The following is a 20,596-nucleotide window of genomic DNA, read 5'->3' on the forward strand; positions in this document are numbered from 1 at the left end:
ACGCGTAAACTAAGGGAGCATTATTAAAAAACGAGGTGATATTGCTTAAACAAGACGAAAACTTATCCTTCATTATTGAGCCTGAGCTTAAACCACGCACAGAGCAACGACTCGACCTGTATTTCTCCATTCCGAATGAAATGAGTGTAAATCCACAAACACTGAGCGAAGAATCATTCTTTAACAACAATTTTAAATCGCACCTTGCGTATAACGCTAACAACATTCACTTACCCTTAGTAAGAAGCCGCTTTGTTAGTAAAAACAAAGGTGAACAGCAAGATTATCGGCAAAACTTAAACTTATATTGTTATCAAGTTCGACTCGCGCTGAATGCAGATATCAAAGACACCCTAAAACACCAAGAAGCCGATGAGTTTTACCCTGCAGCCATTGAGTTGTGCCAGCAAACCAAAGGCTTGTTGAAAAAGCTAAGACGCTATACCCCAGATGATGAAAAGCTGCTGCCATTTTATAAAAACGCCGATAACTACTTAAGTTGGCATGTAGAGCAGTCATTTTTGAAACTATTGGATGAAGGGTCGCGCAGTAGTGATTTTGCAAAAGAGCGCAGTGATTTATTAGAGTTCTGCAAAGTTGAAAACAGTTATCGTGATGAGCAAGAATATAATTCGCAATCAACACTCGAAGATGCCAACCGTATCACTAATAAAATGCGCCTGTTACAACGTTTAATTGAGCATGGGGTGGTACTTAATCGCACTACACGGCATTTAAACAGTTATTTAAAGCGCATGGTTAAGGGTACAGTGACCGCAGTGATCATGGCCTTTGTGATGTTGGTTGTGTTAAATGCTCGCTCAAACTTTACCGAAGTAACAGCGACGTTGATTTTGATCTTGGGTGTTATTTATGGTCTTCGTGAAATATTTAAAGAAGACATCACACGGGTGATCTGGCGAGCTATCGTAAGAGGGCGACCAAAATGGCGGTTTCAGTTTAAAAACAGCATAACCAAAGACAAAATTGCCAGCCAATACATTTGGCTTGAATACACCAGTTTTAAACGCCTGCCTAAAGCGGTAAGAAGAATTTTTTCAAAGCGCCGACATCAAAATAAACAGGCTGCTCAGTGGCTGCATTTTGCAAGCGAAACACAAGTTAACGCGAAAGAGTTTTTACCAGGCTACGATACCTTGCAACAAACCATGCAATTTAGCTTGGCACCGTTTGCTCGCTACTTAAAGCGGGGGGAAGGTAAGCTCTATCATCTTGATAGTAATAAAATCTCTAAGAAAGCCGTAGAGAGGCGTTATCAGTTAAATGTGGTACTAGTATTTACACAAAGCGAAGGTGAAATTTTGTATCAGCGTTACAAGATTACGCTAAATCGCAGCAAAATTGTTAATATTGAGCGTATTTACTCACAAACTGACATTCTGAAAGATGAAAGATGAAAGATGAAAGATGAAAGATGAAAGATGAAAGATGAAAGGGTGGCCTTGGCCACCCAATTGGGTTTATTTAGCGTCTAAACCTGTTTTGCTGTAAAGCGACACTTTGTCTGATACTAGGGTAATTTCGATATTTTTATCTTTGTTACCCCAAATACAGTTAGTGTGTAATGCCTTTTCTTCACACTTATCTGCTGAACCTAAGATAGCTTCAACCTCAGTTTTATCCATGCCAATTTTAATTTTTTCGTAGTTCTCTAAATTTACTTTTGAGCAACCCGCTAAAGTAAGTGTTGCAGCCGCTGCTGCAATTGCCATATATTTTTTCATAATTGTATCCATTAATGGTTGTAGCGTCTTATTTGCACGATCATACCCATACGTGGGTGATCAAAATAATGTATCTCGTTACTTATCACACGTTTAAATTGTGAAAAACGTGCTTTTTCGTAATCACCGTTTTCTAGGCGCTGACTAATATCAAAATCTGCGTTTATAAATAGGTAGTGACGAACATAAATTTTCATTAAACCATCAAATTCCCACTTTGGCACATTTTGCAGCTGGTCGGGAATATAGCGCTCAGTAGATCACTAGGCTTATAAAGTCGTTATTTTCATTCTCTACTGGGGTTGAGTGTTTTGCTAAGTGTTCACCGGAAAATAAACGGATACTGGGTGCGTTTCTTTCACTCATTTCAGGAAAACGCCACCCAGTGTGCAAAATAGGGGTTAAGCCTTTTCTATCAAGCTGATTTTTTTGCTCAACAAATTGTAATTGTTCTGGCGCCATTAAGTAAATGTCGTCAGTGTCTTCACGGGGCTCAACAACGGGTGTAACAGGCAGTTGATTATAGCTTGCTAAAAAATCAACACTGTCGTCACATACATTAGAGTGAGGGTTGCTATTCACTAAAGAATCGGTAAACGAATTTGAGCGAAAGCGGCTATCACCCTCAATACAAGCCTGTTTAGCTTGTGCAGAGTAAGCTGGAGATAATAAGTCTTTGCTCCGCTTAGCCTTGATCTCATCGTGTTTTAAACTGAAATCTTCCTGTAAATAAGGGGCTGGGCGCTGTTTATAAATAAGAACTTCTATTTCGAACCAACGTGCTGCAAATGACGAGCTTGTATATAAGCAACAAAGCAGTAGTAAACTATTTCTAAACAACATTAATGGCTAACCTTTTTTTCGAAATCTGCAATCATTGCAGTGACCATTTTTAAGCGTTCGCGAGCGTTGGCTTCGCTAATTGCAAAGCGCAGTTTGTTTGCGCCATCCATTTTATACACCTGCGGTGCACTTTGTATCAAACCTATAATGAAGCTAGGGTTAACCTTTGTATGCTGGCTAAACTCAAAATAACCGCCTTTCGGGTTTGCTTCAATCTTCTTAATGCCAATATTACTTGCTTGCAGTTTTAATTGCTGCAAGCTGAATAAGTTTTTCGTGGCGTCAGGTAATAGACCAAAACGGTCAATCAGCTCTACCTGTAACTCGTCCATATCATTGAGGTTAGCACAGCTTGCAATGCGTTTATAGATTCCTAAACGTACGTTTACATCATGAATATAATCATCAGGTAATAACGCTGGCAGCTTTAAGTCAACTTCAGTTTGTTGACCGAGTAGGTTCTCAAGGGTTGGCTCTTTACCTTCTTTGAGGGAGTTAACCGCTTGCTCAAGCATTTCCATATACAAACTAAAGCCAATGGTTTGCATTTGACCTGATTGATCATCACCAAGCAGCTCACCGGCACCACGAATTTCTAAGTCATGGGTTGCGAGCGCAAAACCTGCACCCAAGTCTTCCAGTGATTCAATCGCTTCAAGGCGTTTAACCGCATCTTTACTGAGTGATTTAGGGTTACCAGTCAGTAGGTAGGCATACGCTTGGTGATGGCTTCTTCCAACACGACCACGCAACTGATGCAGCTGTGCCAGACCCAGCTTATCGGCTCTATCCATAATTATGGTGTTAGCAGTGGGTACATCGATACCGGTTTCGATGATGGTGGTACACACAATCACGTTATATTTTTGGTGATAAAAATCACTCATAATTTGCTCAAGCTCGCGCTCTCGCATTTGACCATGTGCCGTTGTTACGCTGGCTTCAGGTACCCATTCGCTAATTTCTTCAGCAACTCGGTCTATGGTTTCAACATTATTATGTAAGAAATACACCTGGCCACCGCGTTTAATCTCACGCAGAATTGCTTCACGAATAAGTTCAGCATCTCTTTGTCTAACAAAGGTTTTAACCGCTAAACGTTTCGCAGGCGGTGTGGCTATGATTGATAAGTCACGCATACCGCTCATTGCCATGTTTAATGTACGTGGGATAGGGGTCGCTGTGAGCGTTAAAATATCGACATCGGCACGTAATGCTTTGATTTTTTCTTTTTGACGCACCCCAAAACGGTGCTCTTCGTCAACAATCAATAAGCCCAAATCTTTAAATTGAATATCTTGTTGAATAAGCTTGTGAGTACCAATCACGATATCTAATTTACCCTCAGCCATTTTATCTAGGGTGTCTTTTTGCTCTTTGGTTGAGTTAAAACGCGATAAAACGCCAACCTCAATTGGTAAATCGGCAAAGCGGTCTTTAAAGTTTTCATAATGCTGCTGTGCAAGCAGTGTGGTTGGTACAAGTACCGCAACTTGCTTGTTATCATTCACTGCCACAAAGGCTGCGCGCATTGCCACTTCGGTTTTACCAAAGCCAACGTCACCACATACTAAACGGTCCATCGCTTGCTTACTTTGCATATCACCGAGCACAGACTCAATGGCGTTGCGTTGATCGTCAGTTTCTTCAAATGGGAAGCTGTCGCTAAATTGACGATAAGCACTGCCATCAAGCTTAAATTTATTGCCAGGCTTTGCTTGGCGTTTAGCGTAAATATCTAATAGCTCAGCTGCCACATCACGGACTTTTTCAGCGGCACGTTTTTTTGCTTTTTCCCACGCATCGGAGCCCAATTTATGGAGCGGGGCAGAGGCTTCTTCACCACCTGAGTAGCGGCTCAGCATATGTAACGCAGAAACGGGCACGTATAGTTTTGCCTCATTAGCGTAAATAATCGTAACAAATTCAGTGATCACACCGGCTGCATCAATGGTTTCAAGGCCTTGGTAGCGGCCTACACCGTGATCAAGGTGCACAATTGGTTGGCCTTCGCGTAGCTCAGCAAGGTTACGAATAAGCGCATCTTGGCTGGCTTCGTATTTATGTTTACGGCGTCGACGCTGCGAAACCTTAATGCCTAATAACTCTTGCTCTGTGATGATAGTTAAACGCGGCTTACCGTCTAGCACCACACTTTGCTCAAGTGGCGAAACGATTAGGCCAACATCACTCGAACTATTGGTAAAATCGCTAAACGATTCAAATTCTTTAAGCTTTAAACCACTTGGCTTTAATAAAGTGAGTAATGATTCGCGGCGGCCATCTGATTCAACCGAGAGCAGCACGCGACCTTCTTGTTTTTTCTCGCTAGTAACGTAGTTTATTAAACCTTGATACGGTTCATGTAACTTATGATCAATTCGAACATTTGGCAGCTCTTTACTAGCAAGGTTGGTATGACCCGCTTTGGTACCTAGCTTGGCTTGTGATAAGCGAATACGCGCGTATTTACCAAACTCACCAAATAGTTCATTAACGTTTTGATACAGTTTTACAGGTTCAAGTAAAGGTCTGAGCGGATCAACACGGCGGTTTTCATAGCGTACATTCACATCATGCCAAAACTGATCAGCAGCATGCTCAATATCGCCAAAATGCATAAAGGTTGTATTACTTGGTAGGTAATCGAAGATAGTTGCCAATTCATCAAAAAACAGTGGCATGTAATATTCGATACCCGCAGGCCAGGTTCCTTTAGTCACCTGCATATAAATTGAGTCTTGCTCAGAGCTTGCGCCAAATTGTTCACGATAGTTGATACGAAAACGCTCAATGTCAGCGTCGTTAGTTGGGAATTCGTGAGCTGGCAGTAACTCAATTTTGTCGACCTTTTCATCTGAACGTTGGCTTTCAACATCAAATAAACGAATGCTGTCGAGCTCATCATCAAAAAAGTCTAAACGGAATGGGTGCGGGCTACCCATAGGGTATAAGTCAACGATAGAGCCGCGAATCGCGTATTCACCATGCTCCATCACTTGTTGTACATGTAAATAGCCCGCTTGTTCTAAGTTTTCACGTAGTGTGTGGGTATCTAGGGTATCGCCCACTTTAAAGTTAAGGGTTGAACCATAAATAAACGAAGCAGGGGCAGTGCGCAGCATCAAGGTCGACACTGGCACGATTAATACACTTTGTTGTTCTTTTTTTAAGGTATTTAAGGTGGCTAAGCGCGCAGAAATAATATCTTGATGGGGCGAAAAATGATTGTATGGGAGTGTTTCCCAGTCAGGAAAGACCATGACTGGGTTTTCAGGCAACAGAAATTCGAGTTCAGTTTCAAGGCGTAGGGCGCTTGGCGTATCTGGGGTGACAATCACAACCAGCTCGTTGTGTTGTTTTACACCTTCTGCGATAGCGATGCTAAGCCCGCTACCGGTAAGTTGTCCCCATTGAATTTTATCTTTTTCAGATTTTACCCAAGGCAATGCTGCCCATTGCGCAAACGCCATTTACTACTCCTTTAAACTGTTTTTTTACTGCTTAGTCTCGATAAATCTTGGTTAAGTCCTGATAGTGATCGATACGACGATCACGAAGGTAAGGCCAAATTCGACGTATGTTTTCACTACGTGCTTGGTCTAATTCAACAACTAATAATTGCTCATCGCTGTTGTTCGCTTCGGCTAAGATTTCACCTTGAGGGCCCGCGATAAACGAGTTCCCCCAGAACTGAATACCTTCACTTTGACCGCTTGGATCACTTTCGTGGCCAACACGGTTACAGCTGATCACCGGCACGCCGTTGGCAACTGCATGAGCGCGTTGGGAAATAACCCAAGCGTCTTTTTGACGTGTTTGCTCGTCTTTTTCATCACGCGGGTCCCAACCAATGGCTGTTGGGTAAATTAAAATTTCAGCACCAGCCATTGCCATTAAGCGTGCAGCCTCAGGGAACCATTGATCCCAACACACTAATACACCAAGTTTACCGACAGAGGTTTGAATAGGCTCAAAACCTAAATCACCTGGTGTAAAATAAAACTTCTCGTAAAAGCCTGGGTCATCAGGAATATGCATTTTACGGTATTTACCGGCAATGCTCCCGTCAGTTTCAAGTACCACAGCAGTATTGTGATAAAGTCCTGTAGCGCGCTTTTCGAATAATGATGACACGATCACCACATTAAGTTCTTTGGCAAGTGCGCCTAAGGTGTCTGTGCTTGGATAGGCATTGTTTCTGCTAAATCAAAAACGTCTACATCTTCGGTTTGGCAAAAGTATAAACTGCGGTGTAGCTCTTGAAGAACAATAAGCTTAGCGCCTTGGCTTGCTGCATCACGAATACCAGCAATTGATTTTGCCATATTGTCTTGAGCATTATCGGTGTTTGATTGCTGAACAAGAGCAACCTTTAAATGCGTTGGTTTAGTCATTGTTTGTTCCTGCTAAAAAGCCGCGCGGTAATTGCATTGTAATACAGTGTAAGCTGCCAAATTGGTGAATAATTGGCACACAATTAATACCTACTACAGTGTGATCTGGGTATGCTTTGGCAACCTGACCAAGCGCCAGTTGATTGTTTTCATCACCATAAATTGGTACTAAAACGGTTTTATTGATAATTAAATAATTAGCGTATGTGGCAGGTAATCTGTCACCATCTTCATCGAACACTGCTTTTGGCCAAGGTAAGGCAATCAGCGTGTAGTTTTCACCCTCTGCTGTTTTAAATGATTGCAGTTGTTTTTCCATTGCATCAAGGGCTGTAAAGTGCTCATCATTTTTATCATCACACTGTACATAAACAAGCGTGTTGTTTGGGGCAAAACGTACCAGCGTATCAATATGGCTGTCGGTATCATCACCTGCAAGGTAACCATGATCAACCCAAAGAAACGACGTAGCACCTAGCTGCTCAACCAGCGTCTGTTCTATATCTGCTTTTGTGAGTTCTGGGTTACGATTTGGGTTTAATAAGCACTCGCTGGTTGTGAGTAACACGCCGTGTTCATTGATCTCGACGCCACCGCCTTCAAGAACCAGATCACTTTGCTGATAACCATTTTTAGGGCTAGCGACTTGTTTTACAAGTACTTGATTAATTTGGTTATCAAGATCACTTGCAAACTTATTGCCCCACCCATTAAAAGTAAAATCCATTACTTTCAATTCTGTTGCGTCATCAATATTCGCACAGGTCAATGGGCCATGGTCACGTGCCCAGGTATCGTTACAGGGTGTCACCACAAAGTGAATGCGATTAGCATCAACCTCTGCATTTGCAAGTAAAGCTGCAATATGTGCTTTGAGAGCATTATCATGAGCTACAATCACAACATCTTGTTGTTGGCTTATTGCTTGGCAAAGTGCTACATACACAGGCTCAACAGCGGTTAAATTTGCTGCCCAATCTGTGTCTTGATGAGGCCAAGTAAGCATAACGGCATCTTGCTCAGCCCATTCAGGTAAAAGTCTAAATTTCATGAAGGTATTAAACAAACTAAGGTGGGGCTAGTTTAGCATTTTAGCCATAGATGTCAGCTTTTTGTGCGCGATCCAGCGTGATTTTTATTTGTCTTGCTGATTGTTTTCTTGCTGACGTTTTTTAAGTTGGCGTGTTTGTGCGTGCAGGGCTGCTCTTACGACTAAATCTTGGTCAGCATCGCGAATGGCAGTAAACAATAATGTGTATTGGTATTTATCATCATCGCATTTTTCAATGGCCACTAATTCGGTATAGCAATAAATAGCTGATGCTTCGTGTTGTAAGAATAACTTAGTGCGAAATGTTTGCCCTAATTCATACACGTCAGCGGAGGTAAGTTTTACACCGCCACCGCCATAACTATCGCAATAGTTTGCGTTATCGTCAGGCTGCTCTGAGGCTAAGATGTGACTCATGATTAAATCAATTTTACGAGATTGCGCCTGTAAAAAGGCCGCCAGTTCTTGTGCAACATCACCTAGATTACGAAGTGGTCGTAAGCTTGTTTGCTCAAGTTCGTTTACTTCGTTGGCAAGTTTAAATAGGGCAGGGATATCCGCTTCAAGTTCAGCATTGGTTTTTGGCACAGCACTTGGTTCAACCGCATATAAATTGACACGGTTGCTCTCGTTGATTTGAAAATACTGTTCAAATTCGGCTAATTTTTGATTATTCATGCTGTACTCCACACATCTTTCCTTAATACTAGCGTTCGAAGCAGTAAATTGCTAGTAATCAAATAATCAAAAAAAAGGGCAAACTCATTGTTTGCCCTTCATTTTTTACAGGTTACCCTCTTGGGTTTTGACATGTTCTTGTTGATGATGTTCTGCTATCTCATCAGCAAGCTCTTGTCTTGAACGTTTTTCAGTTAACTTACGTGCCGTTAACCAATAAAAGAACAGCGGCACAAAGAATACTGCAAGGAATGTCGCTGCCATCATACCGCCCATTACACCTGTACCAACACTGTGACGGGCACCTGCACCTGCGCCAGAGCTAAGTACTAAAGGTACTACGCCTAAAATGAATGCAAGCGAAGTCATAATGATAGGTCGAAAACGTAAACGTGCAGCCTCAAGTGCAGCCGTACTTGCGCTCCAGCCTTGTTGATGTTTCATCAAGGCGTATTCAACAATAAGAATCGCGTTCTTACTGGCAAGACCAAGTAGTGTTACCAGGCCAATTTGGAAGTACACATCGTTTGTCATGCCCACAACCCAAACCGCTATAAGCGCACCAAAGGTACCAAATGGCAAAGCAAGCATCACAGACAGTGGTAATGACCAACGCTCATATAGCGCTGCTAGAATCAAAAATACCATGATCACAGCAAGGCCTAAGGCAATTCCTGTGGTGCCTGAACTGCGTTTCTCTTGGAATGCAGAGCCTGTCCATTCGTAGGTCATATTAGGTGGCAATACTGCTTGTGCAATACGCTCAACTTCAGCAATAGCTTGACCTGAGCTGTAACCAGGCGCTGCATTACCCATCAGTTTAACCGCTGGTAAGTTGTTATAACGATTTAGGTTTTCAGGGCCACGGCTATACTCGATAGTGGTAAAGGCTGAAAGCGGCACCATAGTACCTTGGTTGTTTTTAACATAGATACGACCAATGTCATCAGGCTTCATTCTGAATTCAGCGTCTGCAGACATTAGTACTTGCCATGCGCGACCAAATTTATTGAAGTCGTTAACATAATAAGTCCCTAAGTTACCGGCAAGTGCAGTGAACGCATCATCAATTTCTACACCCATGGCACGGGCTTGTTCACGGTCAACATCAACACGTAGCTGTGGGGCATCAGGGCGCCAAAGTGTTTGCAGACCACTGATGATAGGGCTCTTTTGTGCTTCAGCTGTCATCAACTTCATTGCATGTTGAAGTTTGTCTGGGTCGCTATCACCTTTGTTTTGAATGTAAAACTCAAAACCACCTGTGTTACCTAAACCAAAAATAGCCGGAGGATTAAAGGCAAGAACGAGCGCCTCTTTAATACCTGCTGTTTTCATGAAGAGCTCTTGCACCAGTGCCTTGGTATCAACTTCACGCTCATCCCAATGTTTTTGTGTCACGAATAAGGTTGCAGCGCTGTTTTTGTAACCACCGCCAATAAAGTCAAAACCGGTAAACGCTACCACGTTTTCGTTCGCTGGGTTTGATTGCACGGCCTCAACAACTTGCTGCGTGACTTGCTCTGTGCGTTCAAGTGATGAACCGTCAGGTAAGAAGATTGCAGAGATGTAATAACCTTGGTCTTCATCTGGCACAAGCGAACCTGGGGTGTTTTGCCAAAGGCCAATCGTTGCGGCAATCATACCTGTCATTAAGATCAGCCCTAACAGACCACGGCGCACCATAAATCCAACAGCACCAACGTAACGGCCGGTGATCTTGGTAAACATGTCGTTAAACCATAAGAAGAAGCGGGCAGTTTGCTTGTGTTCTTGTTTTAAAATAAGTACACAAAGCGCTGGCGTCATCGTTAATGCCACAACACCCGATAAACTTACAGCAATCGAAATAGTAATAGCGAACTGGCGGAATAGCTCACCGGTTAAGCCACCTAAAAACGCAATTGGCACAAACACTGAACAAAGTACTAAAACAATTGCCACCACCGGGCCGCTTACTTCGCCCATCGCTTTAACAGCGGCTTCTCTAGCACCTAGCCCTTCTTCGTGCATGGTACGCTCAACGTTTTCAAGTACCACGATGGCATCATCAACAACAATACCAATCGACAGCACCATACCGAATAAGGTGAGTGAGTTAATTGAGTAACCCAGCATATACATGCCGGCAAATGTGCCCAGTAGTGATACTGGCACTGCAAGGGTAGGTATTAGGGTAGCACGCCAATTTTGTAAGAATAAATACACCACTAAGAATACCAATACCATGGCTTCAAGTAGTGTTTTTACAACTTCACGGATTGATACTTCAACAAAGCGGGTTGTGTCGTATGACGTTAAATGAGCAAGGCCGGTAGGGAACTGGCTTTTCATTTCTTCAATAACACTGTTTACTTCTTCAGCAACATCAAGGGCATTAGCTCCGGGTTGCAAGAAGATACCTAACAGTACCGCTTCTTTACCGTTAATTGTCCCTTTGAAGTTATAATCTTTTGAGCCAAGTTCAACGCGGGCAACGTCTTTTAAGCGTAAGCTACTGCCGTCTGTGTTTGAACGAATAATGATATTTTCAAACTGCTCAGGCTCAGACAAACGCCCTTGTGCAGTTACACTGTAAACCAGCTCTTGTGGAGATTGCGTAGTAGGTGTAGCACCAATTTTACCTGCCGCGTATTGTGAGTTTTGAACACGGATTGCCCCTGCAATTTCTTCAACAGTGACACCTAATTGGCTCATTACATCAGGGCGCAGCCAAATACGCATTGCGTAATCTTTGGCACCAAAAATTTGTACACTGGTAGTGCCTGGAATACGTTTAACACGGTCTAGCACGTTCATAGTGACATAGTTTGATGTCCATAAACTTGAACGTGTTCCATCTGGTGAGTAGAAGGCATGAACTTGTAAAAAGCTAGAAGAACCTTTTTGAACCACCACACCTTGGCGGCGTGTTTCTTCAGGTAAACGCGCTTCAACCTGCTTAACACGGTTGTTTACGTTAACGGCTGCTTGGTCAACATCAGTACCAATTTCAAAAGTAACTTCGATGGTGGTTGAACCTGCACTGGTTGATGTTGATGACATATACATCATGCCTTCAACACCGGTAATGGCATTTTCAATCGGTGTCGCTACCGTTTGCTCAAGCACATCGGCAGATGCACCCGGGTAGGCTGCGGTTACTTGTACAACCGGTGGTGCTATTTCAGGATATTGCGCCACAGGTAAGCTGCGCATTGCAGCAAGGCCCGCAAGCACAATAACAATAGAGATAACAAACGCAAAAATGGGTCTGTCTATAAAGTAACGAGAAAACATAAGACTCCCTGTGCTTATTCTGCGTGGCTAGGGTTAGCGGCAGGTTGGCCAACATTGACTGGCATACCCGGGAAGAAAATACGTGCCATGCCATCAACAATAACTTGGTCGCCTTCTTTTAAACCACTGCGAATTAACCAAAAATTTTGGTATTGCTCGTTTTCTGGTTTTTTGATCCATTCACCGACAGTAACAGGGGCAGGTAAAGCGACATCCATACCTTGCTCGTTTTTACTTACTACATAAACAAACTTACCGGTGCCGTTATCAAGCACTGCACGTTGCGGAACAATGAAAGCGTTTTTGCGTACTGCACCACTTAACTCAACGCGAACGAATTGGCCCGGGCGAAGTTGAAAATCAGGGTTAGGAATAATTGCCTGAAACTCACTGGTACCTGTGTTTGGATTAATACGCACATCAGAGAAGTTAACTTCACCGGTTTGTCCGTATAACGAGCCATCTTGAAGTTTAATTTGTGTTTTCCAATGGCCTTGCTCAGGTAACGTCAGTGAGCCATTTTTAACATCTTGACGCATTTGCAGTTGTTCACGCTCAGATAAGCCAAAACGAATTCGAATTGGATCAAACTGAGTCATTTGAGTCAGTAATAAATCTGGACCAGAAACATAGGTTCCTTCAGAAACAAACTCACGTCCCATTACTCCTGCGACAGGGGCTTTTACTTGCGCATACTCAAGATTAAGCTGCGCTTCTTTTAAGGCAACTTTTGCAGCGGCTAAATCAGTTTTAGCAATATCATTGGTTGAACTAGCGTTATCGTAGTCACGTTGTGAAACGGACTTTTCGGCACGTAGTTTAGCTAATCGTTTAACATCACGATCAGCTTGAACAAGCGCTGCTTTTGCACCATCAAGTGCTGCTTGCGCTCGGTCAACCGCAAGTTGATAAGGTTCAAGGTCAATTGTAAACAGTGATTGGCCTTGCTCTACACGCTGACCTTCTTCAAAGTTGCGTGATTCAAGAATACCGGTGACACGGGCACGAACTTCAACTTCTTTTGAACCAGACAGTGTAGCTGGCAGCTCAATAGTAAAAGGTGCATCGTGAGTCTCCATTGTCATAGTCGCGACAGCAGCGGGGTGCATTTGACCCTGTTGTTGCTGTGGCGCTTCAGAACAACCTTGCAGTAGCAAAGGAGCAGAAACTAATAACAACGCAGATAATGATAATTTGGCAGGTGCGAAAGGCAGACGCATGTTTACTCCACAGTCCAATTGTTAAGTAGGTATACATAAAAAGTAGTCTATCAGGATGAAAGACGTCACTATGCATTTTCAATTAGCGTTTAGTTTATACCCAAAAAAGAGAAAGGTACACCCTGTAGTTTACTTTTTTATTAGGCACAAAAAAACGCAAAGCATTTTCGCTTTGCGTTAATTTAAGGGTTTAAATCGTTTTTTACTTTTTCGTTAGTAAAGAAGCTAACTCTTCTAGGTTTTTAACAATGTAATCTGGTTGCTTTGCCAGTGGGTAAAGCGCTTTACCGGGTTTTGCGATAAACGCTGTTTGCATACCCGCTTCTTTAGCGCCTGCTACATCCCAGCCGTGAGCAGCAACCATCAAGGCTTCGTGAGGCGCTACATTTAATTGTTCAAGCAACCACTTGTAAGCGCGCAGATCGGGTTTATACACTTTAATATCTTCAACACTGTAACGGTGAGTAAAGTATTCTGTTAAGCCAGCATGTTGAAACTGTGCTTCTACACCGTTATTTGACGAATTTGTAAAGCTGACTAGTTTATAGTCTTGCTTTAATTTCGCTAATGCTGGTTTAACATCCCTATGCGCAGGTAAAGATAAAAGCGGTGGTACAATCGCTTGTTTTGCTTGCTCGTTGGTTAACGAAATTTGATTATTACTTGCCACCATCATCAGTGCTGCAACACCGATTTCACCAAAGTCATGATAATCATTCGATACCGTACTTACTAAAGAGTGGTGAAGCATTGTCGAAAACCAAAGTGGCAATAGCTGGGTATTGCCATCAAGCGCTTTAGCGACTGAGGTTTGCATTTGTTCAAGATCAAGCAAGGTTTCGTTGACATCAAACACAATTACTTTTGGTTTAGCTTGGTGTTGAGACTCTGCCATTGTGCCTCCCGAGTATGTTAGGGTTACCAATAAAACTAGACTAAAAAATACTTTTTTAAACATGATTTAGTGCCTTAACTGCGTTAAGTACATCTAAAGGCTCTGCTCTTAGAGTGTAATCTTCATGAGCAAATGCAAATTGAATTACCCCTTGGCTATCAATAACGTAGGTTGCTGGTAATGGTAATTCGTAGCTTTCGTCACCATTGACTTTTGGAATATCTAAACCAAGTTGATCGTAAACAGGGATCAAGCGTTCATCCAAAGTGAATACCAAACCACACTTTTTAGCCAATGAGTTAGACACATCAGAAAGCACCATATAAGCTAGCTCGTTTTGCTGTTGGGTAGATAGTGATTCATCAGGTAACTGAGGCGAAACAGCAACTAACTGTGCATTTTGATCAGCAAATGCTTGTTGCATATTGTTAAGTGCACGTAGCTCTAAATTACAATATGGGCACCAGCCACCACGGTAAAAACTCAGCACAAGCGGGCCTTTAGTTAGCAGTTCAGTCGAGCTGATTTGTTTGCCCTTGCTGTCGGGTAATTCAAATGCTGGAAACTTATCACCGACTTTTAAAGCATGTTCACTTAATTGTTCAGCAATTAGTTTTTCAGTCGTTACATCCATCAAATTTAAGATATCAGCTGGGACATTGGCTTTCTTTTGCACTTCAAAGGCGTCGATTTGGGTTTTTAAAGACATACATGCTCCAATCATTTTTTACAATTAGTAGCAAGTATAGAGTTTTAAATATTTATATATACAATACAAAACTGAAACCTAAATTCGAAAATATTGAATGAAAGCCATGTACAGTTTATGTGATTTAGAAACCTTTATTGCCATAGTTGAAAACCAAGGTGTAGTTGCCGCCGCTAAAGCTCAGGGACCTCACCAGCTACGGTAAGTCATCGCTTAAGTAAGTTAGAAAAAGCATTAAGTACTGTATTGTTGTTTCGTGATAGTCGGCGAATACGCTTATCGCCTGCAGGCGAGCTGTTTTATCAACGTGCTGGTGCCATTTTAGAGGCCTTGTATGATGCAGAGCATCAAATTGGCGCACGGGGTTCAGCAGTGACAGGGCTTTTACGAGTCACTATGCCGCCTTGGGTATTTTCAAAATTTGTGATGCCTGAGCTTGGCCACTTTGAACAGCAATTTCCCGACTTAAAACTCGATTTTATGATCACAGACCAATTTGTGAATATTGTGGATGATGCCCAAGATGTGGCTATTCGAGTTGGTCAGTTAGCAGATTCAAACTTGCTTTCTCGTAAGCTGGTTAATAATTCACGTATTTTGTGCGCAGCACCGAGCTATATTGAAAAATATGGGCAACCTAAGTCGGTGGCTGATCTTAAAGACCATTACTGGGTGTGTTTGCCATGGCAGCGACAGCTTAAATTTAGCGAAGGCGGACAAGTCATTAATTATAATGCGAGAACGCGTTTTACTGTCTCTAATTCAGATAACATGACACAGGCTGCGATTGCAGGTCATGGCATAGCGATTAAATCTTATATTGCAATTAAAGACGATTTAGCCGAAGGGCGGTTAATTGAAGTACTCCCTAATAGCCTAGTTGATGCTGATGCACCAGTGTGGTTTTTAAAACCACAAAACAGCCTAGTGACGCGCAAAACAGAGGTTTTTTATGAGTTTATGAAATCTTTGTTTACTTAAGGTACAAAAACTTAACAAATGGCTTGTAATTAAACTGAAATCTCGTACCCTAAAGCAATAAAAATATAATAAAGGTGAGTTAAGGATGACAGAACAGACTGGGGTTATCACCGCTTTTACCGAGATATCGAGCAAGCTTAGGCGCTTTGTATCGCGAATTGTCAGCCCTGATGATGTAGAAGATATTGTACAAGAAACGTTTATAAAAAGTTATGAAGCTGATCTTAAGCAAAATATCGAATATACTCACAGTTACATGCTGAAAACAGCTAAACATTTAGCGCTGAATCACATCGCTAAATGGGACAATAAATACAAAGAATCCTTAGATGAACAACAACAGGTTGAGCATCATATGCGTTCAATGGCACTTGAAGATGAAGTGACTTCTAAAGAACGTTTTTTGTTTTTTTGCCGAGTAACTAACGAATTAAGCCCTCAGGTTAAAAAATGTTTTATCTTAAAAAAAGTCTATGGCTTAAGCCAAAAGGAAATTGCAGCTAAAATGGATCTCAGCGAGAGTACTGTTGAAAAACATATAGCCAAAGGCTTATTACATGTTCACCGAGCAATGAAATCACACGATGTACAACCCCAGGCATTTACCCCTACCACAGAGTTCACTGCAAAAGAGGTGAGCAAATGAGTAATGTTCATCCATTTTCATCAAAAGACATGATTCAAGAGCAGGCGAGTCATTGGATCAGTGCAATTGATCGTGGCTTATCTAAAGATGAAGTAAGCCAATTACATATCTGGGCTCATCAAAGTATGGCTCATCAAGAGGCACTGTTTGAACTTGCGACCTTGTGGGATGAAATGAGTGTGCTTAATGAGTTAAGTAGTTTGTTTCCTTATAAAGCACCGCAAAAACAACCTGCTGTATTTGGTATGTCAACCGCAGCCAGCTTTTTAGTGGTGATGTTGCTTGGTTGTATCATGCTTATCTATTCAAGCTATTGGCAAAGTGAAGAAAATGACTACGCCAAATTTAGCAAAATTTACCGCACTAAAGTGGGTGAGCAAGCTGAATTTGTGTTACCAGACAGCACTATTGTGCAGCTCAATACCAATACTAAACTTGAAGTTGCTTACACAGGCGATCGTCGTCAGTTGATTTTGAGCCGCGGTGAAGGGCGCTTTAATGTTGCCAAAGATCCGAGCCGTCCGTTTACGGTTATTGCTGGTGATAAATCATTTACTGCACTTGGTACGGTGTTCAATGTTCAGCGAAATACCGCTTCAGACCTAGAGCTAGTGGTGACTGAGGGCAAGGTGATGATTGCTGATCCTGGTACGCAGGTTGATGCTAGCGACTTTAATCGTTTAAAAGATGCCTCAGATAACAGTGCAGATATTAAAGCACTTCGCGCTAATGTTGTTGTATCTGGTGAGAAAGCACTGATAAAACAAAGTAAAACAGAACCAATTAAGCAGTTATCTGTTGATGACGTACAACGTGATTTGGCATGGCAACAAGAAATGCTGATTTTTAATGGCGAGTCTTTAGACGAAGCTCTGCAAGAAGTGAGTCGTTATACCGCCACACGTTTTGAATTAAATGATCCAGAACTTGCCTCTTTAAAAGTGGCTGGCGTGTTTAAAACTGGTGACATTAAAGGTTTGCTTGATTCTTTACAGGTCAACTTAGGTGTAGAACATCAACGTTTAGGTGAACATCGTGTTAGCTTAACTATCGCTGCAAAAGGTTAGTTCTGTCTATGAGAATACGCCAATCTAATGATGTTAATTGTGCGCCACTTTCTCGTCACAAAAAATTAATTAAAAAAAAGTTAAATTTACATAGCGGATTTTTCTTCCTCACTTGTTTGTTTAAATTGCGCAGTAAGCAATTGCCGTTGTTACCTGCCTCTTTTGTTATTTATGGCCTTACAGCAGGCCAAGTAGCAATAGCGGCTGAAAAACAAATGCTGCAATTTGACATCAAAGCGCAACGAGCTGATTTGGCGTTAATCGAATTTGCAAAGCAAACCGAACAAACAGTCATTTTTTCTTTCGAATTAGCAAAGCAATATCAAGCGCAATCAGTGTTTGGTTTTTACACCAAACTTGATGCACTGAATGCGATGCTAGAAGGCACTGAGCTCGATGCGGTTGTTGATCAACAAGGCTTGCTGAGTATAAAACTCAAACAAGTAGATAGGATAGATAATAACATGATCAAAGTATCAGGGGTCAGCGCTGCAGTCGTGCCATTACTGCTTGCCGCCAATACGCAAGCGTTAGCAGAAGATCAATCAGCAGAACAAAACATCGAAAAAATTGCCGTTGTCGGTAGCCGTGTAGCAGGACGCTCGGTTGAAGATTTACCGGTTCCGGTTGATATTTTAAGTGCTGAAGCACTCGAGAATACAGGTCAAACAGAAGTTGGCCGTATGCTTCAGGCTATTGCACCGTCTTTTAACTTTTCAAGCTCGTCTATCAGTGATGGTACTGATGCACTTCGCCCTGCAACATTACGTGGCTTAGGGCCAGATCAAACCTTAGTTCTTATCAATGGTAAACGCCGCCACCAAGCGAGCCTTATTCACATTAATACGTCAGTAGGTCGTGGTACGGCGGGTACCGACATGAATGCTATTCCTGCTGCTGCAATCAAACGTATTGAAGTATTACGTGATGGTGCTGCTGCGCAATATGGTTCAGATGCCATCGCAGGTGTTATTAATATCGTATTAAAAGACGCTGAAGAGGGCGGTAAAGCGGCTATTAATTACGGTGAGTACTCAGAGGGCGATGGCGAAACTGTAACTGTTGATTTCAACAAAGGTTTTGCTTTAGGTGATGAAGGTTATTTAAATACCACAATCAACTACCGTGACCGTGCGCCGACAAACCGTGCAGGTCTTCATGGCTCATGTCAATTTTACGGCTGTACTGAACTTGATGACGGTACGCTATTAGCAGGTGACCCTCGTGAGTTAACAGCACCTCGTGATACGTTTAGAATTGGTGATGCAGATTCACAACAATTTGCTCTAACTGTTAATACTGGCTATGAGCTTGCTGGTGGTGAGCTATATGGCTTCATCACTTATTCAAATCGTGAAAACGAATCAGCTGCGTTTTTCCGTCATAACGCAAATGCTAATGGTAACCCTGTATTACAAGATGGTGATGCAACCATTCCTATGGGTTTCTTACCGAAAATTAATACTGTCATTGATGACGTGTCTTATAACTTTGGTTATAAAAAATCGTTCGATAATGACTCAAGCATTGATTTATCGTACACCTACGGTGAAAACAGCATTGATTACACCACAAGCGACACTATCAACGGCTCTTATGCAAACAACCTTCGCTATGAGCAAGGTTTAACGGCTGATGAAATTCGTGCCACGATTCCACGTTCAGCGTATGCATATGGCCTTGAATTATCACTGCAAACTCTAAACCTTGATTACACCAAAGATTACGATAACTTCTCATTAGCACTAGGTGCTGAGCTTCGTACCGATGAGTTCCGTATTCTTGAAGGTAGCGAATACGCATACCGTGATTACGATACAGTTGATGGTGTGAGCATCTATTCTGGCTTAAATGGCGGGGTAGGTAGTGTTGACGCTGCAAGCGGTACGCAAGGTTTTGGTGGTTCAGACCCAGCATCATCTGTTGATGAGTCGCGCGATGTGATCTCATTCTATATGGATGCAGAAACCTATGTTATCGATGATGTAATTATTTCAGGTGCGGTACGTTACGATAACTACAAAGGCTTTGGCGATACAGTTAACTTTAAGTTAGCGGGTAACTGGTCTGTGACCGAAGATGTGTCTCTTCGTGGTGCATTAAGCACAGGTTTTAGAGCACCTTCTATGCAACAACTTTACTTTAATAACGTAAGTACTCAGTTTGTTGTAGGTGATGATGGTAGCTTAGTGGCTGAGCAAGTAGGTACGTTCAGAAACGACAGTACTTTAGCGCAATCAATTGGTATTCCTAAGCTAAAAGAAGAGAAATCACAAAACCGTAGTTTAGGTATTGTGTATAACGTTACCGAAAATATCAATTTAACTATTGACTACTACTCGATTGATATAGACGACCGTATCGTTATTTCTAACCGTTTAGGTAAAGGTTTATCAGATACGCTAGATGCTGCACTTGAAAGCTCAGGCGCAGGTGCGGGTCAGTTCTTCTTAAATGGTGCAGACACAGAAACAGAAGGTGTTGATTTAGTTGCCACATGGAACACAGAAGGCCTTGGCGGCACGCTAGATTTCACCTTTGCTGCTAATTTCACTAAAACTGATGTGGTTGATTTATTTACGCCATCAGGCAGTGGCCTTGAAGCTATTCCGGTAGAAGATGTGTTTTCTGCCCAAGAAACATCAATTATCGAAGAATGGCAACCAGAAGACCGCATTAACTTAAGCGCGCTTTACCGCTTAGAAGATTGGACTGTAAACCTATCTCTAAACCGTTACGGCGAATACACAGTTGAAGATGGTGGCCGTCAAACATACGGTGCTGAAATCTTAACTGATGTTAAAGTTAACTACTTCTTTAACGAAAACCTATCATTTAACATTGGTGCAAATAACTTATTTGATGTTTACCCAGATAAGAACACCATTGGTAATTCACGCTCGGGTACGATTGTTGATGCTAGCGGCAACACAATTGTTTCAAGCCCTGGTGTTTTCACTTACTCACGTCGTTCTGCACCATTTGGTTTTAACGGTGCGTACTACTACGTAGGTGCAGAGTACAAGTTCTAAACTCCCTTTAGATTCCTTTATTATTTAACTTGCAAAGGGCCGTTAGGCCCTTT

12 protein-coding genes and 3 pseudogenes are annotated in these 20,596 nt (G+C 42.1%); 5 read left to right on the forward strand and 10 right to left on the reverse strand.

Going from position 1 to position 20,596, the window contains the following annotated elements; translation table 11 throughout:
* Positions 1 to 41: 41 nt before the first annotated feature.
* Complete coding sequence (locus ACRWSG_RS16685; protein WP_462166803.1) at positions 42 to 1,418, forward strand: hypothetical protein; 1,377 nt, start codon at positions 42 to 44, stop codon at positions 1,416 to 1,418.
* Positions 1,419 to 1,481: 63 nt separating this feature from the next.
* Here the strand turns inward: ACRWSG_RS16685 and ACRWSG_RS16690 are convergent, their stop codons facing one another.
* From ACRWSG_RS16690 to ACRWSG_RS16735, 10 genes and pseudogenes are all read right to left on the reverse strand, one after another.
* Positions 1,482 to 1,745 (reverse strand): DUF3862 domain-containing protein, encoded by a 264-nt coding sequence (locus ACRWSG_RS16690; RefSeq protein WP_462166804.1) that lies wholly within the window; start codon positions 1,743 to 1,745, stop codon positions 1,482 to 1,484.
* Between the two features lie 11 nt (positions 1,746 to 1,756).
* A pseudogene (locus tag ACRWSG_RS16695) lies at positions 1,757 to 2,588 on the reverse strand (peptidoglycan binding protein CsiV).
* A complete protein-coding gene (gene mfd, locus ACRWSG_RS16700) occupies positions 2,588 to 6,061 on the reverse strand; it encodes a transcription-repair coupling factor (protein ID WP_462166805.1) in 3,474 nt (1,157 codons plus the stop codon). Before mfd ends, ACRWSG_RS16695 begins: the two are co-directional and overlap by 1 nt.
* A 31-nt stretch (positions 6,062 to 6,092) precedes the next feature.
* Positions 6,093 to 6,985, reverse strand: a pseudogene (locus tag ACRWSG_RS16705) (carbon-nitrogen hydrolase).
* The gene (locus ACRWSG_RS16710) at positions 6,978 to 8,036 is read right to left on the reverse strand and encodes an agmatine deiminase family protein (RefSeq protein ID WP_462166806.1); all 1,059 of its coding nucleotides are present in this window, start codon (positions 8,034 to 8,036) and stop codon (positions 6,978 to 6,980) included. Before ACRWSG_RS16710 ends, ACRWSG_RS16705 begins: the two are co-directional and overlap by 8 nt.
* An 84-nt stretch (positions 8,037 to 8,120) precedes the next feature.
* Positions 8,121 to 8,714, reverse strand: a complete 594-nt coding sequence (locus tag ACRWSG_RS16715) for a PilZ domain-containing protein (RefSeq protein WP_054553092.1) — start codon at positions 8,712 to 8,714, stop codon at positions 8,121 to 8,123.
* A gap of 105 nt (positions 8,715 to 8,819) precedes the next feature.
* Positions 8,820 to 11,993 (reverse strand): efflux RND transporter permease subunit, encoded by a 3,174-nt coding sequence (locus tag ACRWSG_RS16720; protein WP_462166807.1) that lies wholly within the window; start codon positions 11,991 to 11,993, stop codon positions 8,820 to 8,822.
* Between the two features lie 14 nt (positions 11,994 to 12,007).
* On the reverse strand, positions 12,008 to 13,213 hold the full coding sequence (locus tag ACRWSG_RS16725; RefSeq protein WP_187490445.1) for an efflux RND transporter periplasmic adaptor subunit: 1,206 nt from the start codon (positions 13,211 to 13,213) through the stop codon (positions 12,008 to 12,010).
* 202 nt (positions 13,214 to 13,415) lie between these two features.
* A complete protein-coding gene (locus ACRWSG_RS16730) occupies positions 13,416 to 14,108 on the reverse strand; it encodes a haloacid dehalogenase type II (protein WP_462166808.1) in 693 nt (230 codons plus the stop codon).
* 55 nt (positions 14,109 to 14,163) lie between these two features.
* Positions 14,164 to 14,817, reverse strand: a complete 654-nt coding sequence (locus ACRWSG_RS16735) for a peroxiredoxin-like family protein (RefSeq protein WP_235376554.1) — start codon at positions 14,815 to 14,817, stop codon at positions 14,164 to 14,166.
* Positions 14,818 to 14,923: 106 nt separating this feature from the next.
* Between ACRWSG_RS16735 and ACRWSG_RS16740 the strand changes: the two are divergent.
* The 4 genes and pseudogenes from ACRWSG_RS16740 (at position 14,924) to ACRWSG_RS16755 (ending at position 20,543) form a co-directional block, all read left to right on the forward strand.
* A pseudogene (locus tag ACRWSG_RS16740) lies at positions 14,924 to 15,798 on the forward strand (LysR family transcriptional regulator).
* A gap of 85 nt (positions 15,799 to 15,883) precedes the next feature.
* On the forward strand, positions 15,884 to 16,444 hold the full coding sequence (locus ACRWSG_RS16745) for an RNA polymerase sigma factor (protein ID WP_138618220.1): 561 nt from the start codon (positions 15,884 to 15,886) through the stop codon (positions 16,442 to 16,444).
* A complete protein-coding gene (locus ACRWSG_RS16750; RefSeq protein WP_462166809.1) occupies positions 16,441 to 17,511 on the forward strand; it encodes a FecR family protein in 1,071 nt (356 codons plus the stop codon). The genes ACRWSG_RS16745 and ACRWSG_RS16750 overlap by 4 nt, the downstream gene beginning before the upstream one ends.
* 125 nt (positions 17,512 to 17,636) lie before the next feature.
* The gene (locus ACRWSG_RS16755) at positions 17,637 to 20,543 is read left to right on the forward strand and encodes a TonB-dependent receptor plug domain-containing protein (RefSeq protein ID WP_462166810.1); all 2,907 of its coding nucleotides are present in this window, start codon (positions 17,637 to 17,639) and stop codon (positions 20,541 to 20,543) included.
* Positions 20,544 to 20,596: the final 53 nt, after the last annotated feature.

It is taken from the genome of Pseudoalteromonas sp. GB43 (assembly GCF_054923805.1).

What these genes read in the sequence shown, in the direction of transcription:
- ACRWSG_RS16690 (WP_462166804.1), bottom strand. Translation starts at nt 1,745, where the DNA reads ATGAAAAAATATATGGCAATTGCAGCAGCGGCTGCAACACTTACTTTA.
- mfd (WP_462166805.1), bottom strand. Translation starts at nt 6,061, where the DNA reads ATGGCGTTTGCGCAATGGGCAGCATTGCCTTGGGTAAAATCTGAAAAA.
- ACRWSG_RS16710 (WP_462166806.1), bottom strand. Translation starts at nt 8,036, where the DNA reads ATGAAATTTAGACTTTTACCTGAATGGGCTGAGCAAGATGCCGTTATG.
- ACRWSG_RS16715 (WP_054553092.1), bottom strand. Translation starts at nt 8,714, where the DNA reads ATGAATAATCAAAAATTAGCCGAATTTGAACAGTATTTTCAAATCAAC.
- ACRWSG_RS16720 (WP_462166807.1), bottom strand. Translation starts at nt 11,993, where the DNA reads ATGTTTTCTCGTTACTTTATAGACAGACCCATTTTTGCGTTTGTTATC.
- ACRWSG_RS16725 (WP_187490445.1), bottom strand. Translation starts at nt 13,213, where the DNA reads ATGCGTCTGCCTTTCGCACCTGCCAAATTATCATTATCTGCGTTGTTA.
- ACRWSG_RS16730 (WP_462166808.1), bottom strand. Translation starts at nt 14,108, where the DNA reads ATGGCAGAGTCTCAACACCAAGCTAAACCAAAAGTAATTGTGTTTGAT.
- ACRWSG_RS16735 (WP_235376554.1), bottom strand. Translation starts at nt 14,817, where the DNA reads ATGTCTTTAAAAACCCAAATCGACGCCTTTGAAGTGCAAAAGAAAGCC.
- ACRWSG_RS16745 (WP_138618220.1), top strand. Translation starts at nt 15,884, where the DNA reads ATGACAGAACAGACTGGGGTTATCACCGCTTTTACCGAGATATCGAGC.
- ACRWSG_RS16750 (WP_462166809.1), top strand. Translation starts at nt 16,441, where the DNA reads ATGAGTAATGTTCATCCATTTTCATCAAAAGACATGATTCAAGAGCAG.